The following is a 16,968-nucleotide window of genomic DNA, read 5'->3' as shown; positions in this document are numbered from 1 at the left end:
GTTTCGCGATTCCACTAGCACATCGGGCTACAGCTGTGTTTAATTAATATGTTGCCTCTGCAACGATCGTCACAAATAGACGATATCGGCTGGGGTTCCTCTCCGTTCTCAGCCTCCGAAAGGGCCGAAAACAATGCTTACACCCTCAGCGCACACGGACACGTTCTGTCGGGACAACCTCCCTCCCGAAGCGGAGTGGCCCGAGTTCGTCTTCGATCTGCCCGCGCTGCACTACCCCGATCGCTTGAACTGCGCGACCGCCTTGCTCGATGGCGCAGTGGCCAGGCACGGGCGTGACCGGCCGTGCCTTCTCACCAGCGAGGAGTCCTGGACCTACGGCGAACTCCTCCACCGCGCAAATCAGATTGCGCACGTGCTGACCGATGACTACGGCCTGGTTCCCGGTAACCGCGTACTGCTGCGCGGCCCCACCACCCCGTGGCTGGTGGCATGCTGGCTCGGCGTTGTCAAGGCAGGCGGGGTGGTGGTGACGACGATGCCGCTGCTGCGTGCACCCGAGCTGTCGAAGCTGATCGAGCTCACCCGCCCGGTCTTCGCGCTCTGTGACAGTCGGCTGCTCGACGAACTGGCCGCCGCAGATCCTTCGCTGATGATGGTCCCGGTCGGCGGATCGACCGCAGCCGACCTCACCACCTGCGCCGCGGCCAAACCGGTGGTCTTCGACGACATTCAGACCGCCGCTGACGACGTCGTGCTGCTTGCGCCGACTTCCGGTACGACTGGCGTACCGAAGGCGACGATGCATTTCCATCGCGACGTGCTCGCCAACGCCGATACCTTCTCCGAACACATCGTCGCCCCACGCGCGGACGACGTCTTTATTGGAACCCCTCCGCTGGCCTTCACCTTCGGCCTCGGAGCGCTGGTGATCTTCCCGTTGCGGATCGGAGCGTCGGTCGTGCTGCTCGAGAAAGCCGATCCGGACACGCTCGTCGACCCGATCGAGAAGTTCTCGGTGACGGTGCTGTTCACCGCACCGACTGCCTACAAGGCATTGCTAAAACGTGACGATCTCGGGCGATTGAAGTCATTGCGCCGTTGCGTGTCGGCAGGTGAACACCTGCCTGAGGCCGTGTTCACCAAGTTCCACGAAAATACCGGATTGAAGATCATCAACGGGCTCGGCGGCACCGAGCTGTTGCATGTGTTCATCTCCGCCGCCGACGACGACATCCGGCCGGGCTCCACCGGCCGAGTCGTTCCCGGCTACCGGGCTGAGATCCAGGACGAGGATGGCCGCCCGGTGCTGGATGGCACCCCTGGAATTCTGGCGGTCAAGGGGCCCACCGGCTGCCGGTACCTCGCTGACCCCCGCCAGCTTGACTACGTTCGCAACGGCTGGAACTTGACCGGAGACACCTACACCCGCGATACCGACGGGTACTTCTGGTACCACGCGCGCAGCGACGACATGATCGTCTCCGCGGGCTACAACATCGCAGCTCCGGAGGTCGAAGGTATCCTCGACCTGCACCCGGACGTGGTCGAGAGCGCGGTCATCGGCGTGCCGGACGAGGATCGCGGCATGATCGTGCACGCTGTGGTCGTGCTGCGCCCCGGCGTGCCTGGCGACACGGCCAAGATCCGCGAGTTGCAGGATTTCGTCAAACGAACCGCGGCACCGTACAAATACCCGCGCAGCATCGAAATCGTCGACGCATTGCCCCGCAACCCGAGCGGCAAGTTGCAGCGGTACAAGATCCGCGAGCACTGGAACTCTGCACGATGACCGGCGTCGTCATCGAGCGTCTGGTCGACTGGCAGGATACCGACGCGGCCGGGCACTACCACCACAGCACGGTCATCCGCTGGGTCGAGGCCGCCGAAGCCGCCCTGCTGGACCGGGTCGGGCTCCTCTCGCTGTTCGGGCAGATTCCGCGCGTTCGATACGAAGTCGACTACCTCGACCGGCTGTGGTTCGGCGACACCGCTTCCATCGAACTGTCCTTGGGCAAAGTCGGCAGGTCGTCGATGCAATACGACTTCGTCGTCACCAGGCGTCCCGCCCCGGCACGGCCAACCGAACCGGATACCTCGACAATCGCGGCCCGCGGAACTTTGACCGTGGTCTACGCGCCCGACACCGCCGACGGTTCCCAGGCATGGCCAACGAATATCGCTGCCGCGCTCCGCAGCACGTGGACACCGGCACCCGACGCGATCAACTCCGGTCGCCGCTCGACCGAATTTCGACCGACGACTCCAATCCAAGAAGTGTGAGGCTTCCATGCGTATAGCTGTGATCGGCGGAGGCCCTGCGGGTCTGTACTTTTCCGCCCTGATGAAACAACTCGACCCGGCGAACGAGGTCACGATCTGGGAGCGTAACGCCCCGGACGACACATTCGGATTCGGTGTCGTGTTCTCCGACGAGACACTCGGCGGCATCGAGCACGCCGACGAGCACGTCTATCGGACTATGACCGAGCAGTTCGCCCGTTGGAGCGATATCGACATCCAGTACCGTGGCGAGATCCGGACCTCGGGTGGGCAGGGTTTCGCGGCGATGAGCCGCAAGGAGCTACTGCACATCCTCCAACAACGGTGCACCGAGCTGGGTGTCACCATTCATTACCGTCAGCTTGCGCCGGACGTCGAAGAACTCGCGGCAACGCATGATCTTGTCCTCGCCGCCGACGGTCTCAACTCCACGGTGCGCACCCGGTACGCCGGCGTCTTCCGCCCGACGCTCGACCGCCGGCACAACAAGTACATGTGGCTGGGCACCGATCGGGTGTTCGAGGCGTTCGAATTCTTCGTCAAGCACACGCCGTACGGAATCATGCAGGTGCACGCCTACCCGTACAGCGCTGGCGGGAGCACCTTTATCGTCGAGATGCACGAATCCGTCTGGCGCAACGCGGGTTTCCACGACTTCGCCGATCGCGAGTTCGCGCCCGGCGAGAACGACGAGAAGTCCATCGCCCAGTTATCGGAGATCTTCGCCGATGAGCTCGACGGGCACGTGTTGCAGGCCAACAACTCCAAGTGGATCGAGTTCACCACGGTCCGCAATGAGGGCTGGCTGCACGGAAACATCGTTCTCATCGGCGACGCGGCGCACACCGCACACTTTTCGATCGGCTCGGGCACCAAACTGGCGATGGAGGATGCCCTCGCCCTCGCCGCCTGCCTGCACGAAAACGATTCCGTTGCCGCCGGACTCGACGCGTACGAGGCGGAGCGGCGGCCTGTGGTCGAATCGGTGCAACGTGCCGCCCAGGCCAGCCTCGAGTGGTTCGAATCGATCGCCAAGTACACCGACCAGCCCCCCGATCAGTTCGCCTTCAATCTGCTGACCCGCAGCCGCCGGATCACCTACGACAACCTGCGGCTGCGTGACGACGGTTTCGTCGACTCGATTGACGGCTGGTACCTGTCCACCCAGGCCGACGCCACCGGTGCAGTCACCTCAACCCGCCCGCCGATGTTCTACCCGCTGCGGATCAAGGGTGTCGAGCTACCGAACCGAATCCTGGTCTCGCCCATGGACATGTACGCCGCGACCGACGGGGTTCCCAGCGATTTCCACCTGGTTCACCTCGGCAGCAAGGCACTCGGCGGCGCCGGTCTGGTGATGACCGAAATGGTCTGCGTGTCGCCTGAAGGCCGCATCACACCGGGATGCGCCGGCCTCTATACCGAGGAACAGGAGAAGTCCTGGTCCCGCATTGTCGACTTCGTCCACACCAGCACGAGGTCGAAGATCGGAGTGCAGCTCGGGCACTCCGGACGCAAGGGCGCCACCAAGGTCATGTGGGAGGGAATCGACGATCCTCTGGAGACCGGCGGTTGGGAAACCGTCAGTCCGTCGGCAATCCCCTACGGACCAGGCAACCGGACACCCCGCGAAATCACCACCGTCGAACTCGGTGAGGTCACAACACAATTCGTCGATGCTGCGCAGGCCGCGGCGCGCGCCGGTTTCGATATTCTCGAGCTGCATTGCGCGCACGGTTATCTGCTCTCGTCGTTCCTGTCTCCGCTTGCCAACCGCCGTACCGACGAATTCGGCGGTTCGCTGGAAAACCGGCTTCGTTTCCCGCTGCGCGTCTTCGACGCGATCCGTGAAGTCTGGCCCGCGGATCGCCCGCTGTCGGTGCGCATCTCGGCCACCGACTGGGCCGACGACGGCAACACGATCGACGACGCAATCGCGATCGCGCGTGCCTTCGCCGAACACGGCGTAGACGTGTTGCACGTGTCCACCGGGCAGGTGGTCAAACACGAAAAACCTGCCTTCGGCCGCAGTTATCAAACACCTTTCGCGGACCGCATCCGGCAGGAGGTTGGCGTTCCGCACGGTGTCGCAGTGGTGGCGGTCGGCGCGATATCGTCGCACGACGATGTCAACTCGGTGCTCCTCGCCGGCCGCGCCGACCTGGTCGCCATCGGCCGAGCGCACTTGTGGGACCCGCAATGGACACTGCATGCGGCAGTGGAACAGGGCTACCGCGGAACGGCCGCCGAATGGCCGGCGCCGTTCCGCGCAGGCAGCCGAAAGCCCCCGGCGGGCCGCACCGACGGCCCGCCACCGCGACTCCAACTGGTGCGTGCCGCCGCGCGACCGTCCGAGCTCAGCAGACGCTGGCGGCCACCGCTGGCCGTGGAGAGTCACTGACACAGGCTGAGAACCGCTGAGAGCGCCAGATGTCCGAGGATTCGGGCACGAGGAGGCGCTCAGCGGTTCTACTGCGCCCGCACAGATGTTGTCGGAGGGTAACCGGGGTGTCGACTCCGGCCGGAGTGTAGAACGCGGGGATACCGGCGCCACCGGCCCGCAACCGTTCGGCCAGCGTGCCCTGCGGCGTCAGCTCCACCTCCAGCTCACCCGAGAGGTACTGCCGCGCGAACTCCTTGTTCTCACCGACATACGACGCCGTCACCCGACGAATCTGACCGGCCGACAACAGAATTCCCAGACCATAGTCGTCCACGCCGCAGTTGTTGGAGAACACGTCGAGACTCGACACACCGCTCTCGGCGATACCACCGATCAGCTCGGTCGGGATGCCGCACAGACCGAACCCACCGACCGCGAGCGACGACCCGTCGACAATGTCGGCGACCGCCTCCGCCGCGGTAGCGAATACCTTGCTTATCGCGCATCGCCGGTGGCGGGCAGGATGCGGCCGCGCACCTCGCCGAAGCCGATGCGGCCGCCGCTCGCGCCGGGCGCGGTCGCCGAGATCGAGATCTCGTCGCCGTCCTCGATGAACGTGCGCTGCCTGTCACCGACGGTGACGGGTTCGGCGCCACCCCAGGTCAATTCGATGAAGGCACCGCGCTGTGCCTTCTCGGGACCCGAGATGGTGCCGGAACCGAACAGGTCGCCCGTGCTGGCGGCGGCACCGTTGACGGTGGTGTGCGCCAGCATCTGCGCGGGCGACCAGTACATCTGCGCGTACGGCGGGCGGGAGACGACGTGACCGTTCCACTCGACCTCGAGGTCGATGTCCAGGCCCCACTTCTCCTCGCCCCGCAGGTATGGCAGCGGAGTCGGGTCCTGGACCGGGGTGTCGATGCGGGCGGCCTCGAGCGCCAGCAGCGGAACCACCCACGGGGAGATGGAAGTCGCGAAGCTCTTGCCGAGGTTCGGGCCCAGCGGGGCATACTCCCACGCCTGGATGTCGCGCGCCGACCAATCGTTGAGGACCACGGCACCGAAGCAGTGCTCGGTGAACTGATCCGGGGTGATCGAGGAGCCCATCGGCGAACCGACGCCGACGATGAAGCCGATCTCGGCCTCGATGTCGAGGCGGATCGACGGACCGAACGTCGGTGCCGCGTCGGCGGGGGCCTTGCGCTGACCGCACGGGCGCACGATGTCGGTGCCCGACACGACGACGGTGCTGGAGCGGCCGTGGTACCCGACCGGCAGGTGCTTCCAATTCGGCATCAGCGCAACCGAATCCGGACGGAACAGCCTGCCCAGATTGGTCGCGTGGTTCTCCGACGCGTAGAAGTCGACGTAGTCCGCGACCGCGATGGGCAGGTGCATCGTGACATCGTCGATCGAGAAGACTGCGTCGTCGGCGACCGCACCGGACACGAGTTCGGTGAGCTGCGCGCGAACCTCGACCCACCGCTTGCGGCCCTGAGCCATGAACGCGTTGAGGGCCGGCTGCGCGAACACGTTGTCGCCGAGCGCCGTTGTGAGGTCGACGACGCTGTCGCCGACACGCACACCCACCCGCGGGCCCGCGTCAGCAGTCGAGAACACGCCGTAGGGCAGGTTGTCGAGACCGAACAGGGAGTCGGTAGGAATCGAGATGACGGTCATCGGATGTTCGGCGCGGATACTCCCTCGTTCACGGAGGGAAACGAAGCGCCATCCTCCTGTCTCAGGTTGTGTCGGGAAGGTTTGTCGGTGGCTTTGGCTGCGTTGTCCGAGCTTGAAATCACCTACATCAGGCAAGGGAAGCGTTAAGCGAGGGGGCCTTCGTCGATCGAGGTGAGAGCTACCGGACCCTTAGGCGCGGAGGGCCCGGCGGATGATTGGAGCACCAGGCCGAGGCCGACGAGTTCGGTCAGCGGGTCACTGATGCTGCAGGTGCCGAAGGACAGGAAGTTCGCGCGCAGCGCGTCCACCGCCTCGGCCGACAGCCCTGCCAGATTCTCGGCGAGGCTCGTTCCGTCACGGTCGGCGAGCGTCGCGGCGATCTCCTCGACGTCCGCGCCGACGGCGGCCTGATGGGTCGCCAGCATGACGTTGAGGAAGCCGTGCTGCTCGAATCCCGTGTCGGGGTCCGTGTTCCGTACCGCATGGTGCAGTCCGGCGGTCGCCTTGAAGCGCACACCCGCCGTCGCCACGGCGCGGATGGCTGCGGCCAGTTCGGCCTCGTCAGGGTACGCGGTCGCGACGATCCCGCCGGTGCGGAACTTCGCCGCGTACGGCGTCCCCGCGAGCCCGGCGAGAATCTCTGGGCGGCGCGCGTCGCGCGGCACCTCGACGAAGAGCTCGACGCCCGTTGCCGTGGCGGCGATCTCGTCGAGCGCAGCGAACAACTCGGCCGCGGACTGGCCCTCGGGAACCCCGATCTCGATCGCGACGAGCACGACGCCGTCGATTGTCCGCAACTGCTCGAGCGCGGCCGGCACGGCGGCGGTGCCGGCGGGCACGGTCAGGCTGATAGCGAGCGTCTGGCCGTCCTGCTCCGCGACGATCGCGGGCAGCTCACCCAGCCGCGGTGCGGGGAAGACGAACAAACCCACCAGTGCGGCATGGTCACTGCGTTCGTGTCCGAAATGGTCCGGCACCGCGTTCGCGAGCGGTGCGTTGCCCGGGGGGAACAAGGCGGCATCGTCGCACAGACCAACCAGGAGCGGGGAAATAACCGTCACTTGTTCGGCCCCCGCCCGGACCAGGACCAGGCGTAGGCCTCGTCCTCGCACGCCAACGCGCCCTCACCGAGTTCGAGCGGACGGAACGTGTCGACCATGACCGCGAGCTCGTCGAAGAACTCGACGCCGATGCTGCGCTCGTACGCGCCCGGCTGCGGGCCGTGGGCGTGGCCGCCGGGGTGGATCGAGATCGACCCCTGGCCGATGCCCGAGCCCTTGCGGGCCTCGTAGTCGCCGCCGCAGTAGAACATGATCTCGTCGGAGTCCACGTTCGAGTGGTAGTACGGCACGGGGATCGAGAGCGGGTGGTAGTCGACCTTGCGCGGCACGAAGTTACAGATCACGAAGTTGTTGCCCTCGAACGCCTGGTGTGCCGGCGGGGGCTGATGCACGCGGCCGGTGATGGGCTCGTAGTCGGAGATGTTGAACGTGTACGGGTACAGGCAACCGTCCCAGCCGACGACGTCGAACGGATGGTTCGGGTACACCATGCGGGTGCCGACGATCTCGCCGCCGGCACGATGCTTCACCAACACCTCGACGTCCGTGCCCTCGGCGACCAGCGGCTCGGTGGGGCCGTGGAGGTCGCGCTCACAGAACGGCGCATTCTCGAGCAGCTGACCATACTTGGACAGGTAGCGCTTCGGCGGAACGATGTGGCTGTTGGCCTCGATTGCGTACGCGCGCAACGGCTCCGACCCCTGCGGCACCCAGCGGTGGGTGGTCGACATCGGGATGAGGACGTAGTCGCCCGAACGCGCGTGCAGCGCACCGAAGACGGTCTCGACGATCGCTTCACCGGACTCGACGTACACCATCTCGTCGCCGAGCGAGTTGCGGTACAGCGGCGACTCCTTGGCCGCGACCACATACGACAGCCGCACGTCGGCGTTGCCGAGGATCAGTCGGCGGCCGGTGACGATGTCGGTCTCGGCCCACGTCTCCTCCGGAAAGAGGTCGTGCAGCGCGAGGTGTCGCGGTTTGAGCGGATGGTTGGGGGTGGTGCTCTGGTCACGCAGCTCCCACACCGTCGCGTCGACGATGGCCGACGGGATGTGACGGTGGTACAGCAGCGACGAATCCGACGAGAAGCCCTCCTCGCCCATCAACTCCTCGAAGTAGAGCCTGCCGTCCTCGTCCCGGTGCTGAGTGTGGCGCTTCGGCGGAATGTTGCCGAGCTGTCGGTAGAACGCCATGACCGGCCTCCTGATGTGCTCGCGCCCGGATCGCTGCCGGGCTGTGGTCGTCACCTTCGGTGGAACTGCGGCGCGGTATCGATCACCGCTACCAACTCACTCCGAGGTTAGTAAATAGATTAACTAATTTCGGGGCGTGAGCGCAACCATATGAGCGGTCCGATCCGCGCACGGCACCCGTCCCCTCCCCCACGCTTTGCGCACTTGTCGCCGATCCTGGGCGCCCCCGGTCGCGACGAGTGCGCGAAACGCGCGCCGGGGAGGAGGCCCTACGGGAGTGGGTCAGTTCCGTCCGCGGACGTCGAACTGGCTGCGGTTGGTGATCAACTTGTCGAGCAGCATCACGAGAATGTGCTGCTCAGCCTCGGTGAGTACGCTTGCCCACGCGTACTCGCGCTCGTTGTGTTCCCGGTAGGTGGCAGCCATCTCGGCGCGCCCCTTCTCGGTGAGCGACAGCTGCACCGAGCGCCCGTCGTGCCCATTCGGCGTCCGCTCGAGTAGGCCGCCCGCTTCCAGCGTCTTCGTCAGGTTCGACACGGCCGCGCGGCTCATACCGGTGAGCTTGGCGGCGCTCTTCGGCTCGATCGGGCCAGCGAGCCAGGTTACGAACATCAGCCGGAACGTCGACCACGACAGCCCACGTGGCCGGTGCACCGAGGATTCCAGGTCGTAGGTGACCACGTTCGCCGCCCGGTTCAGGGTCAGCAGAACCTGCGTGGCCAGCTGGTGCGTGGAGCCGAACTCGGTGCTCAGCCGCCGATTCGCGAGGTCGATGAACGACCAGAAGTCGAGCGAGCCGGGCGTCGTCGAATGCTCCACCGCGCTGCGTCTTTCGTCCCCGCTCATGCAGCCGACCCTATCGCGGCCGGTGGTGGAAGCATGCAGCGCGGGCGGTCCCGAATGCTCACCCAACTAGTATATCTGTGAATTATTCACGAATGCCTGATCGCTGTCCGTCGATCATGCCGATCGACCACGGCGAACATTGCGCCCCAACGGGTTACCGCTCCGCGCCGGAAATTCTGTACAAAGGATTCGAACCGACGAACCCGCGCGACGACACCGAAAGGACGCACATGAGCACACTGCAGACACTCGACCGTGGGCTACGCGCGCTCGACATCGTCGCGCAGTCGCCGGCCGGAATCTCGGTGGCCGACCTGTCCAAGGAACTCGAGGTCCACCGGGCCATCTGCTACCGGATCGTGGCCACCCTCGAAGCGCACTCACTGGTCACCCGTACCGCCGACGGCCGGATCCGACTGGGTGTCGCCGCTGCTGTGCTCGCCTCGCGGTTCGAACCGCAGTTCGCGAGAGACGTTCAGCCCGTCCTGCACGCGCTCGCCGACGAAACGCGCGCGACCGCGTTCGTCTCCGCAGCCCAGGGTCGGAACTGTGTCGTGATCATGGTCGCCGAACCGGAGGACACCCTGCTGCGGGTCGGTTACCGCGTGGGCAGCAGCCACCCGCTCGAGCGCGGCGCCGCCGGCATTGCGATACTCGCGCTGCGCCCGGAAGCGCCCGGCGACTCCGATGCCGTCCGCCAGGCCCGCGCCGACGGCTACAGTCTCACCCGCGGGCAGCTCGAGCACGGCGCCGTCGGCATCGCGTCCGGCATCGCCCTCCCGGACGGGGTCAGCTCGAATACCGGTCTCGAACGCAGCGTCGGCGTCGTCGCGATAGACGGGCTCGATACCGGCCGGGCCGCGGACGCCGTGAGGCGCACCGCCCGCAAGGTCGAGCACCTCATCAGCGTCTGACGCTCCCCCTTTCCCGCTCTTTCGTGAGCCTGCCACGCGACTGGTGCGCGAATCGCGAACCGGGCGATTAGGCCATCCCGAGGAGCTCGGAGCAGGCCACCTGCGTCGTTATCCAATCCGTACTTGACCTCGAATGTGACCGCACTTACTCTGTCCGAAGTTCGCTCACCGATACACGATGTGCGTTATTAGTAACTTCGCATTTCAGCGCAGTTTGGACAGACGGAGATGCAAGTCATGAGCGTGTGCCCGATCGACCACACAGCCCTGCAGAACACCGGCCGCTCCGCGGCCGTGCCGACCACGGGTTGCCCGGTTTCCGCGAATGCCGGCGCCTTCGATCCCTTCACCGGCCCGTACCAGAAGGATCCGGCGGCGTCGCTGCGCTGGTCGCGCGACGAGGAACCGGTGTTCTACAGCCCCGAGATCGGCTACTGGGTCGTCACCCGGTACGAGGACGTCAAGGCGGTCTTCCGCGACAACATCCTGTTCTCGCCGTCGATCGCACTCGAGAAGATCACCCCGGTCTCCGACGAGGCGACCACGACGCTGGCCAAGTACGACTACGCGATGTCGCGCACCCTCGTGAACGAGGATGAGCCCGCACACATGCCGCGCCGCCGCCTGCTGATGGACCCGTTCACCCCCAAGGAACTCGTCCACCACGAGCCAATGGTCCGACGCCTCACCCGCGAGTACGTGGACCGGTTCGTGGAGACCGGCCGCGCCGATCTGGTCGACGAGATGCTGTGGGAGGTCCCGCTCACCGTCGCCCTCCACTTCCTCGGCGTGCCCGAAGAGGACATGGACGAGCTGCGCAGCTACTCGATCGCGCACACCGTCAACACGTGGGGCCGGCCCGCGGTCGAGGAACAGGTCGCGGTCGCCGAGGCGGTCGGCAAGTTCTGGCAGTACGCCGGCCAGGTGCTCGACAAGATGCGCAAGGACCCGTCGGGCCACGGCTGGATGCCGTTCGGCATCCGCATGCAGCAGGAGCAGCCCGACGTCGTCACCGACTCGTACCTGCACTCGATGATGATGGCGGGAATCGTTGCGGCACACGAGACCACGGCCAACGCGTCGGCCAACGCCTTCCGCCTACTGCTCGAGAACCGCAGCGTGTGGGAGGAGATCTGCGCCGACCCGAGCCTGATCCCCAACGCCGTCGAGGAGTGCCTGCGCCACTCCGGTTCGGTCGCGGCGTGGCGCCGCCTGGTCACCGCCGACACCACCATCGGTGGCATCGACATCCCCAAGGGTTCGAAGCTGCTGATCGTCACGTCGTCGGCGAACCACGACGAGCGCCACTTCGACAACGGCGACGACTTCGACATCCGCCGCGAGAACTCGAGTGATCACCTCACTTTCGGCTACGGCAGCCATCAGTGCATGGGCAAGAACCTCGCCCGCATGGAGATGCAGATCTTCCTCGAGGAGTTCACCAAGCGCCTCCCACACATGGAACTGGTCCCCGACCAGGAGTTCGCCTACCTGCCCAACACATCGTTCCGCGGACCGGATCACGTGTGGGTGCAATGGGATCCGGAGAAGAATCCGGAGGGCGCCGATCCATCGATCCTCGAGAACCGCCAGCCGGTGAAGATCGGCGAGCCGTCGAAGACCAACATCTCGCGGACCGTCGCGGTGGACGCGATCACCCCGGCCGCCGACGGTGTCGTGCGCGTGCGGTTGTCCGATCCGTCGGGCAAGCTGCTGCCCAAGTGGACCCCGGGCTCGCACGTCGATGTCGAACTCGGCGAACTGTCGCGGCAGTACTCGCTGTGCGGCAACCCAAACGACCTGTCGCACTATGAGATCGCGGTGCTCGAGGAGCCCGAGAGCCGCGGCGGCTCGCGCTACGTGCATCGCACCCTGAAGGCCGGCGACATGCTGAAGATGCGCGGACCGCGCAGCCACTTCAAGCTCGACCCGGACGCCGAGCGCTACGTCTTCGTCGCGGGCGGTATCGGCATCACCCCGATCGTCGCGATGGCCGACCACGCGAAGGCCGCCGACAAGGACTACGAGATCCACTACTGCGGACGCGATGTCGCGACGATGGCGCTGCTCGACCGGCTGGCGGCCGATCACGTCGACAAGCTAGAGGTGCACTCCAGCGCGGCGGGCAACCGGCTCGACATCCCGGCCCTGCTCGACGTCCCCGTCGCCGGGACGCAAATCTACTCGTGCGGCCCGGAGCGACTACTCGCCGCGCTCGAGGAGGCCACCGCGCACTGGCCGGAAGATTCCCTTCACGTCGAGCACTTCACGTCCAACCTGGCGACGCTCGACCCGGCCAACGAGCACGCGTTCGAGGTCGAACTGCGTGACTCCGGTCTGACTATCCAGGTGGCCGCAGACCAGACGGTGCTCGACGCCCTTCGTGCGTCGAACATCGACATCCAGAGCGACTGCGAGGAGGGGCTGTGCGGATCGTGCGAAGCCCCCATCCTCGACGGCGAGGTGGATCACCGCGACATGGTGCTCACCAAAACCGAACGGGCTCAGAACAAGTCGATGATGACCTGCTGCTCTCGCGCATGCGGCACCAAGATCACCCTCGCGCTCTGACCCACCGCCCCTCTCCTTCAGCACCGAAAGGATCCGTAATGGGATCACCGACAGTCTCTGCGCCGACCGGCCCGGCCGGTAGCGACCAGCCGCCCAAGTCCAGCTTCAAGCGCGTCCTCACCGGCAGTATGGCCGGTGCCGTGCTCGAGTGGTACGACTTCGCGATCTACGGCATCCTCGCCGCGACCGTCCTCGGTCCGCTGTTCTTCCCCGGCGACAGCGGCGTCGCGAAGCTGCTGCTGGCCCTGGCCACGCAGGGCCTCGGCTTCGTCGCCCGCCCGTTGGGCGGCATCGTCTTCGGCCACCTCGGTGACAAGTTCGGGCGCAAGCCGATGCTGGTCACGACGTTCATCATGCTGGGCACCGCGACGGCCGCGATCGGTCTGCTGCCGACCTACGACCAGATCGGCATCTGGGCGACGGTCATGCTTGTGGTGCTGCGCATGATTCAGGGCTTCGCCCTCGGCGGCGAGTTCGGTGCCGCGGTGCTGCTTGTCAGCGAGTACGGCGAACCGAAGAAGCGTGGATTCTGGGCGTCGTGGCCGCAGGCCGGCGCGCCGATGGGCACGGTCCTCGCGACCATCGTGGTCTCGGTCATCGCGTTCTTCCTCTCTGACGACGCGTTCGACCAGTGGGGCTGGCGCGTGGCCTTCCTGTTCGCGATCCCGCTGCTGATCATCGGCTTCTGGGTGCGTCGCGGTGTCGAGGAGTCCCCGGTCTTCAAAGCCGCTCAGGAGCAGGCCGCCAAGGCCCCGCAGACCGAGGAACGCTCGAGCATCCTCGAGGCACTGCGCCGCCCGCGGGCCGTCCTGACCGGTCTCGGCATGCGCCTGGGCGAGAACATCGCGTTCTACGTCTACACCGTGTTCGTGATCGCCTACGCCACCACGTATTTCGACTTCCACCGCGGCGATGTCATCATGGCCGTGACGTTCGCATCGCTGTTCCAGTTCGTCGGCATGATCGGCGGCGGCGCGTGGTCCGACCGTATCGGCCGCAAGAAGGCCATGCTCGTGCCCGCGATCGTCCTCGTGGTGTGGGCGCCGGTGTTCTTCTGGCTGGTCCAGCTCGAGAGCCTGCCGATGCTGTGGCTCGGCGTGTGCGTCGGCGCGTTCTTCCACGGCATGCTCGCCGGTCCGGAGGCCGCGTGGATCACGGAGCTGTTCCCGACCCGCTACCGCTACGCCGGCTCGTCGCTGGTGTTCCAGGGCTCGTCGATCATCGCCGGCGCCCCCGCGCCGTTCATCGCGGTCTGGCTCATCGACAACTACGGCGTCGGCATGGTGGTCGGATACCTGGTGATCACGATGGCGATCACGGTGATCGCCCTCTCGTTCAGCCGGGAGACGAAGGGCGTGGATCTCGACGAAGTCGCGTAATCGTGCTGATCCGGTCCGTGAAGGACCTGAGCATCCGGGCCCCGGCCCCGATCCCGGCAGGGGTCGGGGCCGGGGCCCGGCTCGTTCACCGCACCACTATAGACAGGAGAAGTCGAATGACGGTCGCACACAAGCTGGTCGGACACGCCCCCGTGCGGGTGACCGCGGTGATAGGCATCAGCCCGGTGCCCGCGTCTGGCGTCCCGTTCGACGCGGACAGCGAGGCGCTGTTCACCGGTGCCGAGAACGAGGACGGCAACCGCTACGCGATCCTCGACTTCACCACCGGAAACCGACAGTCCGCGACGTGGCTGCGGCAGATGACGCGTTCTCGGTGGACTTCACCACCCGTCCGGCGTTCGGCGTCTACCTGCGCGCGTGGGCCGGCGCCGACTTCGTCGACGAACTGCCGACGACCACCATCCCGGTCAAGACCATTGTCGGCGAGCATGATCCGGCGATCGGTGCCGAGACGATGAAGGCCACGTGGATGGAGCAGCTGCCGCAGTGCGAGCTGGACGTCCTGCCGAACGCTGGGCACTACGCGATGTTCGAGGCGCCAGTCGCGCTGATCACCAGCGTCGAGAAGGTGCTCACCGAGCTGAACTGAGCGCCAGCCTCCGACGCTCGGCAGCGCCGACACCCGCAGACGGGGTGTCGGCGCTGTCGTTCTCCACTGGATTCGGCGCTAGGTTTCGTCCACCGATTCGACAGGGCTGCCTGCGGCAATCTCTTCATGAAGGATGGGGAGGCCGATGTTGAAGGAGTGAATCCCCACTGTGGTAGCAATTTTCAGCACCTCGAGAATCTCCTGAGTCGTTACTCCAAGGTCGAGGGCTGCGCGAATGTGCCGACGAACGCCAGGCGCGTACAGGTGAGTGCAGGACGCGTCGATAGCGATGCACAACATCTGGACCACTTGCGGCGAGAGCATCCCGCTTTCGTACGGCTGCATCGTTGCAGTCATGTACTGTTCTGCCCACTCCGGATCGAGTTCCTCGAGCCCATTCCACAACGGGTTCCACGTCCCGGCTTCCTTCATACGCCCAATGACCCCTGGCGCGCCGCCATCGCGCTGCGCCGGATTCACTGGCGTCGCCCGGAGTCAACTGTTGCAGCAGGGGCGGAGGAGAGCTCGCGCTTGAGCAGCTTGCCCGTGGCGGTCATCGGCAATACGGCAGCGAACTCGACAGCACGAGGGTACTTGTAGCTGGCCATTCTTTCTCTGCACCAGTTGATCAGTTCCGACTCGGTGATCTGCGCAGCGGATTCGGGGATGACGAACGCCTTGATCTCCTCGCCGTACTGTTCGTCCGGGACACCGACGACGGCGGCGAGGGACACTGCGGGGTGAGTGATGAGCACCTCTTCGATCTCGCGGGGGTAAACGTTGAACCCACCGCGGACGATCATGTCCTTGGCGCGGTCGACGATGTAGTAGAAGCCGTCGGCGTCGCGGCGGGCGAGATCGCCCGTGCGGAACCAACCGTCGCGCTTTGCTTCGGCGGTTGCTTCGGGACGGCCGTAGTAGCCCTTCATGATGTTGTGGCCGCGGATCGCGATCTCACCGACCGTGTCGGCGCCCTCGATGGCGTTCCAGTCGCTGTCGATCAGCTTCACCTGCACGCCCCAGATCGGGATGCCGATCGAGCCAGGGCGTGGGGCGCGTTCAGGGTCGCTGAAGAGGGCGATCGGCGACGTCTCCGACAGCCCGTAGGCCTCCAGAATCTGGACGCCGAATCGGTTTGCGAATCGGTCGAGGATCTCCACAGGTAGGGCGGCACCACCGGAGATGGCCTTACGGAGGTTGGCGGCGATCCTGCTGACATCGACCGAATCGTTGACCGCTCCCAGCAGGCCCCAGTACATCGTCGGAACACCCGCGAACATCGTGATCGACTCACGTTCCATGATCTCCAGCGCCGCACCGGCTTCGAAGCGCGGCAACAGAACCAACGTCGCACCCACCGCGAACCCGGCGTTCATGTTGACCGTTTGCCCGAACGAATGGAACAGAGGGAGGGTCACCAGATGGGTATCCGGCCGACTGGAGGTGCTATCGAACAACCTGTTGGACGCGATGGCGTTCATCACCATGTTCGAATGGGTCAACTCGGCGCCCTTCGGCCGGCCGGTTGTTCCGCTCGTGTAGAGGATGACCGCAGTGTCGGTGGCCTCACGCACCACCGACTCAAATGCCGTGGGCTGGCTGGGAAGCACGGTCGACAGAGGCGTGATCCCCTCTACGTCGGTGCTGTCGTCTCCGCCGATCACGAACATCGTTCGGCACGAAGGTGCCTCGTGGAAGGCCTCTCGTCCATACGTACCGATCGGTAAGTCAACCCCGCCCTCGAAGCAAATGTAGGCAGTGGCTCCACAGTCCTGCAGGTGATAGCCGATCTCGGCGCCCTTCAACAGAATATTCAGCGGCACGACCACTGCGCCCGCCTTGAGAATCCCGTAGTAGACGATCGGAAACCACGGCAGGTTGGGACAGGAAATCGCAACCCGGTCGCCGGGCTCGATCCCGGACGCCACAAGAAGGTTCGCGATCTGATTCGAGAGCGCGTCGGTCTCGGCGTAGGTGAACCGGTCTTCGCCCGACACCAGCGCGTCACGGCTGGGGTACTTACGGGCGGAGTCTTCCAGGAACATAGACAGATTGAGCATCAGTTTCTCTCAGTGCCGTTGAAGTAG

At 65.6% G+C, this 16,968-nt stretch carries 13 protein-coding genes and 1 pseudogene; 7 read left to right on the top strand and 7 right to left on the bottom strand.

What is annotated here, in order from left to right; translation table 11 throughout:
• Positions 1 to 133: 133 nt before the first annotated feature.
• The 3 genes from LKE06_RS17055 (at position 134) to LKE06_RS17045 (ending at position 4,642) form a co-directional block, all read left to right on the top strand.
• Positions 134 to 1,750 carry an AMP-binding protein gene (locus tag LKE06_RS17055; RefSeq protein WP_228000139.1) on the top strand — a complete coding sequence of 539 codons (1,617 nt, stop codon included), beginning with the start codon at positions 134 to 136 and terminating at the stop codon, positions 1,748 to 1,750.
• A complete protein-coding gene (locus LKE06_RS17050; protein ID WP_228000137.1) occupies positions 1,747 to 2,241 on the top strand; it encodes an acyl-CoA thioesterase in 495 nt (164 codons plus the stop codon). The genes LKE06_RS17055 and LKE06_RS17050 overlap by 4 nt, the downstream gene beginning before the upstream one ends.
• 61 nt (positions 2,242 to 2,302) lie before the next feature.
• On the top strand, positions 2,303 to 4,642 hold the full coding sequence (locus LKE06_RS17045; protein WP_372477372.1) for a bifunctional salicylyl-CoA 5-hydroxylase/oxidoreductase: 2,340 nt from the start codon (positions 2,303 to 2,305) through the stop codon (positions 4,640 to 4,642).
• Positions 4,643 to 4,742: 100 nt separating this feature from the next.
• On the opposite strand, the pseudogene LKE06_RS17040 reads toward LKE06_RS17045, so the two are convergent.
• From LKE06_RS17040 to LKE06_RS17020, 5 genes and pseudogenes are all read right to left on the bottom strand, one after another.
• Positions 4,743 to 5,123: pseudogene (locus LKE06_RS17040) on the bottom strand (CoA transferase subunit A); the annotation flags it as partial.
• Positions 5,120 to 6,304: a fumarylacetoacetase gene (gene fahA, locus LKE06_RS17035; RefSeq protein WP_228000134.1), complete on the bottom strand. Its 1,185-nt coding sequence runs from the start codon at positions 6,302 to 6,304 to the stop codon at positions 5,120 to 5,122. The gene fahA and the pseudogene LKE06_RS17040, both read right to left, overlap by 4 nt.
• 143 nt (positions 6,305 to 6,447) lie before the next feature.
• Positions 6,448 to 7,365, bottom strand: a complete 918-nt coding sequence (locus LKE06_RS17030) for a hypothetical protein (protein WP_228000132.1) — start codon at positions 7,363 to 7,365, stop codon at positions 6,448 to 6,450.
• Entirely contained in the window at positions 7,362 to 8,561 is a 1,200-nt protein-coding gene (locus tag LKE06_RS17025; RefSeq protein WP_228000130.1) for a homogentisate 1,2-dioxygenase, read from the bottom strand. The genes LKE06_RS17030 and LKE06_RS17025 overlap by 4 nt, the downstream gene beginning before the upstream one ends.
• 282 nt (positions 8,562 to 8,843) lie before the next feature.
• Positions 8,844 to 9,407: a MarR family winged helix-turn-helix transcriptional regulator gene (locus LKE06_RS17020; protein ID WP_228000128.1), complete on the bottom strand. Its 564-nt coding sequence runs from the start codon at positions 9,405 to 9,407 to the stop codon at positions 8,844 to 8,846.
• A 230-nt stretch (positions 9,408 to 9,637) separates the two neighbouring features.
• On the opposite strand from LKE06_RS17020, the gene LKE06_RS17015 reads away from it, so the two are divergent.
• The 4 genes from LKE06_RS17015 (at position 9,638) to LKE06_RS17000 (ending at position 14,881) form a co-directional block, all read left to right on the top strand.
• Complete coding sequence (locus LKE06_RS17015; RefSeq protein ID WP_228000126.1) at positions 9,638 to 10,321, top strand: IclR family transcriptional regulator; 684 nt, start codon at positions 9,638 to 9,640, stop codon at positions 10,319 to 10,321.
• 237 nt (positions 10,322 to 10,558) lie between these two features.
• A complete protein-coding gene (locus LKE06_RS17010; protein WP_228000124.1) occupies positions 10,559 to 12,892 on the top strand; it encodes a cytochrome P450/oxidoreductase in 2,334 nt (777 codons plus the stop codon).
• A 38-nt stretch (positions 12,893 to 12,930) separates the two neighbouring features.
• Positions 12,931 to 14,271: an MFS transporter gene (locus LKE06_RS17005; protein ID WP_228000122.1), complete on the top strand. Its 1,341-nt coding sequence runs from the start codon at positions 12,931 to 12,933 to the stop codon at positions 14,269 to 14,271.
• Positions 14,272 to 14,578: 307 nt separating this feature from the next.
• Positions 14,579 to 14,881 (top strand): alpha/beta fold hydrolase, encoded by a 303-nt coding sequence (locus tag LKE06_RS17000; RefSeq protein WP_228000120.1) that lies wholly within the window; start codon positions 14,579 to 14,581, stop codon positions 14,879 to 14,881.
• A gap of 78 nt (positions 14,882 to 14,959) precedes the next feature.
• On the opposite strand, the gene LKE06_RS16995 is transcribed toward LKE06_RS17000, so the two are convergent.
• Both LKE06_RS16995 and LKE06_RS16990 read right to left on the bottom strand, forming a co-directional pair.
• Positions 14,960 to 15,313, bottom strand: a complete 354-nt coding sequence (locus tag LKE06_RS16995) for a carboxymuconolactone decarboxylase family protein (protein ID WP_228000651.1) — start codon at positions 15,311 to 15,313, stop codon at positions 14,960 to 14,962.
• A 44-nt stretch (positions 15,314 to 15,357) separates the two neighbouring features.
• The gene (locus LKE06_RS16990) at positions 15,358 to 16,941 is read right to left on the bottom strand and encodes a long-chain-fatty-acid--CoA ligase (RefSeq protein WP_228000119.1); all 1,584 of its coding nucleotides are present in this window, start codon (positions 16,939 to 16,941) and stop codon (positions 15,358 to 15,360) included.
• Positions 16,942 to 16,968 lie beyond the last annotated feature (27 nt).

Source organism: Nocardia australiensis (genome assembly GCF_020733705.1).
GTDB classification, from domain to species: domain Bacteria; phylum Actinomycetota; class Actinomycetes; order Mycobacteriales; family Mycobacteriaceae; genus Nocardia; species Nocardia australiensis.
This window is presented reverse-complemented; position numbering and strand designations above follow the sequence as displayed.

Excerpts from the sequence above, each read along its gene's own strand:
- LKE06_RS17010 (WP_228000124.1), top strand. The coding sequence starts at position 10,559 with ATGAGCGTGTGCCCGATCGACCACACAGCCCTGCAGAACACCGGCCGC.
- LKE06_RS17050 (WP_228000137.1), top strand. The coding sequence starts at position 1,747 with ATGACCGGCGTCGTCATCGAGCGTCTGGTCGACTGGCAGGATACCGAC.
- LKE06_RS17020 (WP_228000128.1), bottom strand. The coding sequence starts at position 9,407 with ATGAGCGGGGACGAAAGACGCAGCGCGGTGGAGCATTCGACGACGCCC.
- LKE06_RS17045 (WP_372477372.1), top strand. The coding sequence starts at position 2,303 with ATGAAACAACTCGACCCGGCGAACGAGGTCACGATCTGGGAGCGTAAC.
- LKE06_RS16990 (WP_228000119.1), bottom strand. The coding sequence starts at position 16,941 with ATGCTCAATCTGTCTATGTTCCTGGAAGACTCCGCCCGTAAGTACCCC.
- fahA (WP_228000134.1), bottom strand. The coding sequence starts at position 6,304 with ATGACCGTCATCTCGATTCCTACCGACTCCCTGTTCGGTCTCGACAAC.
- LKE06_RS17015 (WP_228000126.1), top strand. The coding sequence starts at position 9,638 with ATGAGCACACTGCAGACACTCGACCGTGGGCTACGCGCGCTCGACATC.
- LKE06_RS16995 (WP_228000651.1), bottom strand. The coding sequence starts at position 15,313 with ATGAAGGAAGCCGGGACGTGGAACCCGTTGTGGAATGGGCTCGAGGAA.
- LKE06_RS17055 (WP_228000139.1), top strand. The coding sequence starts at position 134 with ATGCTTACACCCTCAGCGCACACGGACACGTTCTGTCGGGACAACCTC.
- LKE06_RS17005 (WP_228000122.1), top strand. The coding sequence starts at position 12,931 with ATGGGATCACCGACAGTCTCTGCGCCGACCGGCCCGGCCGGTAGCGAC.
- LKE06_RS17025 (WP_228000130.1), bottom strand. The coding sequence starts at position 8,561 with ATGGCGTTCTACCGACAGCTCGGCAACATTCCGCCGAAGCGCCACACT.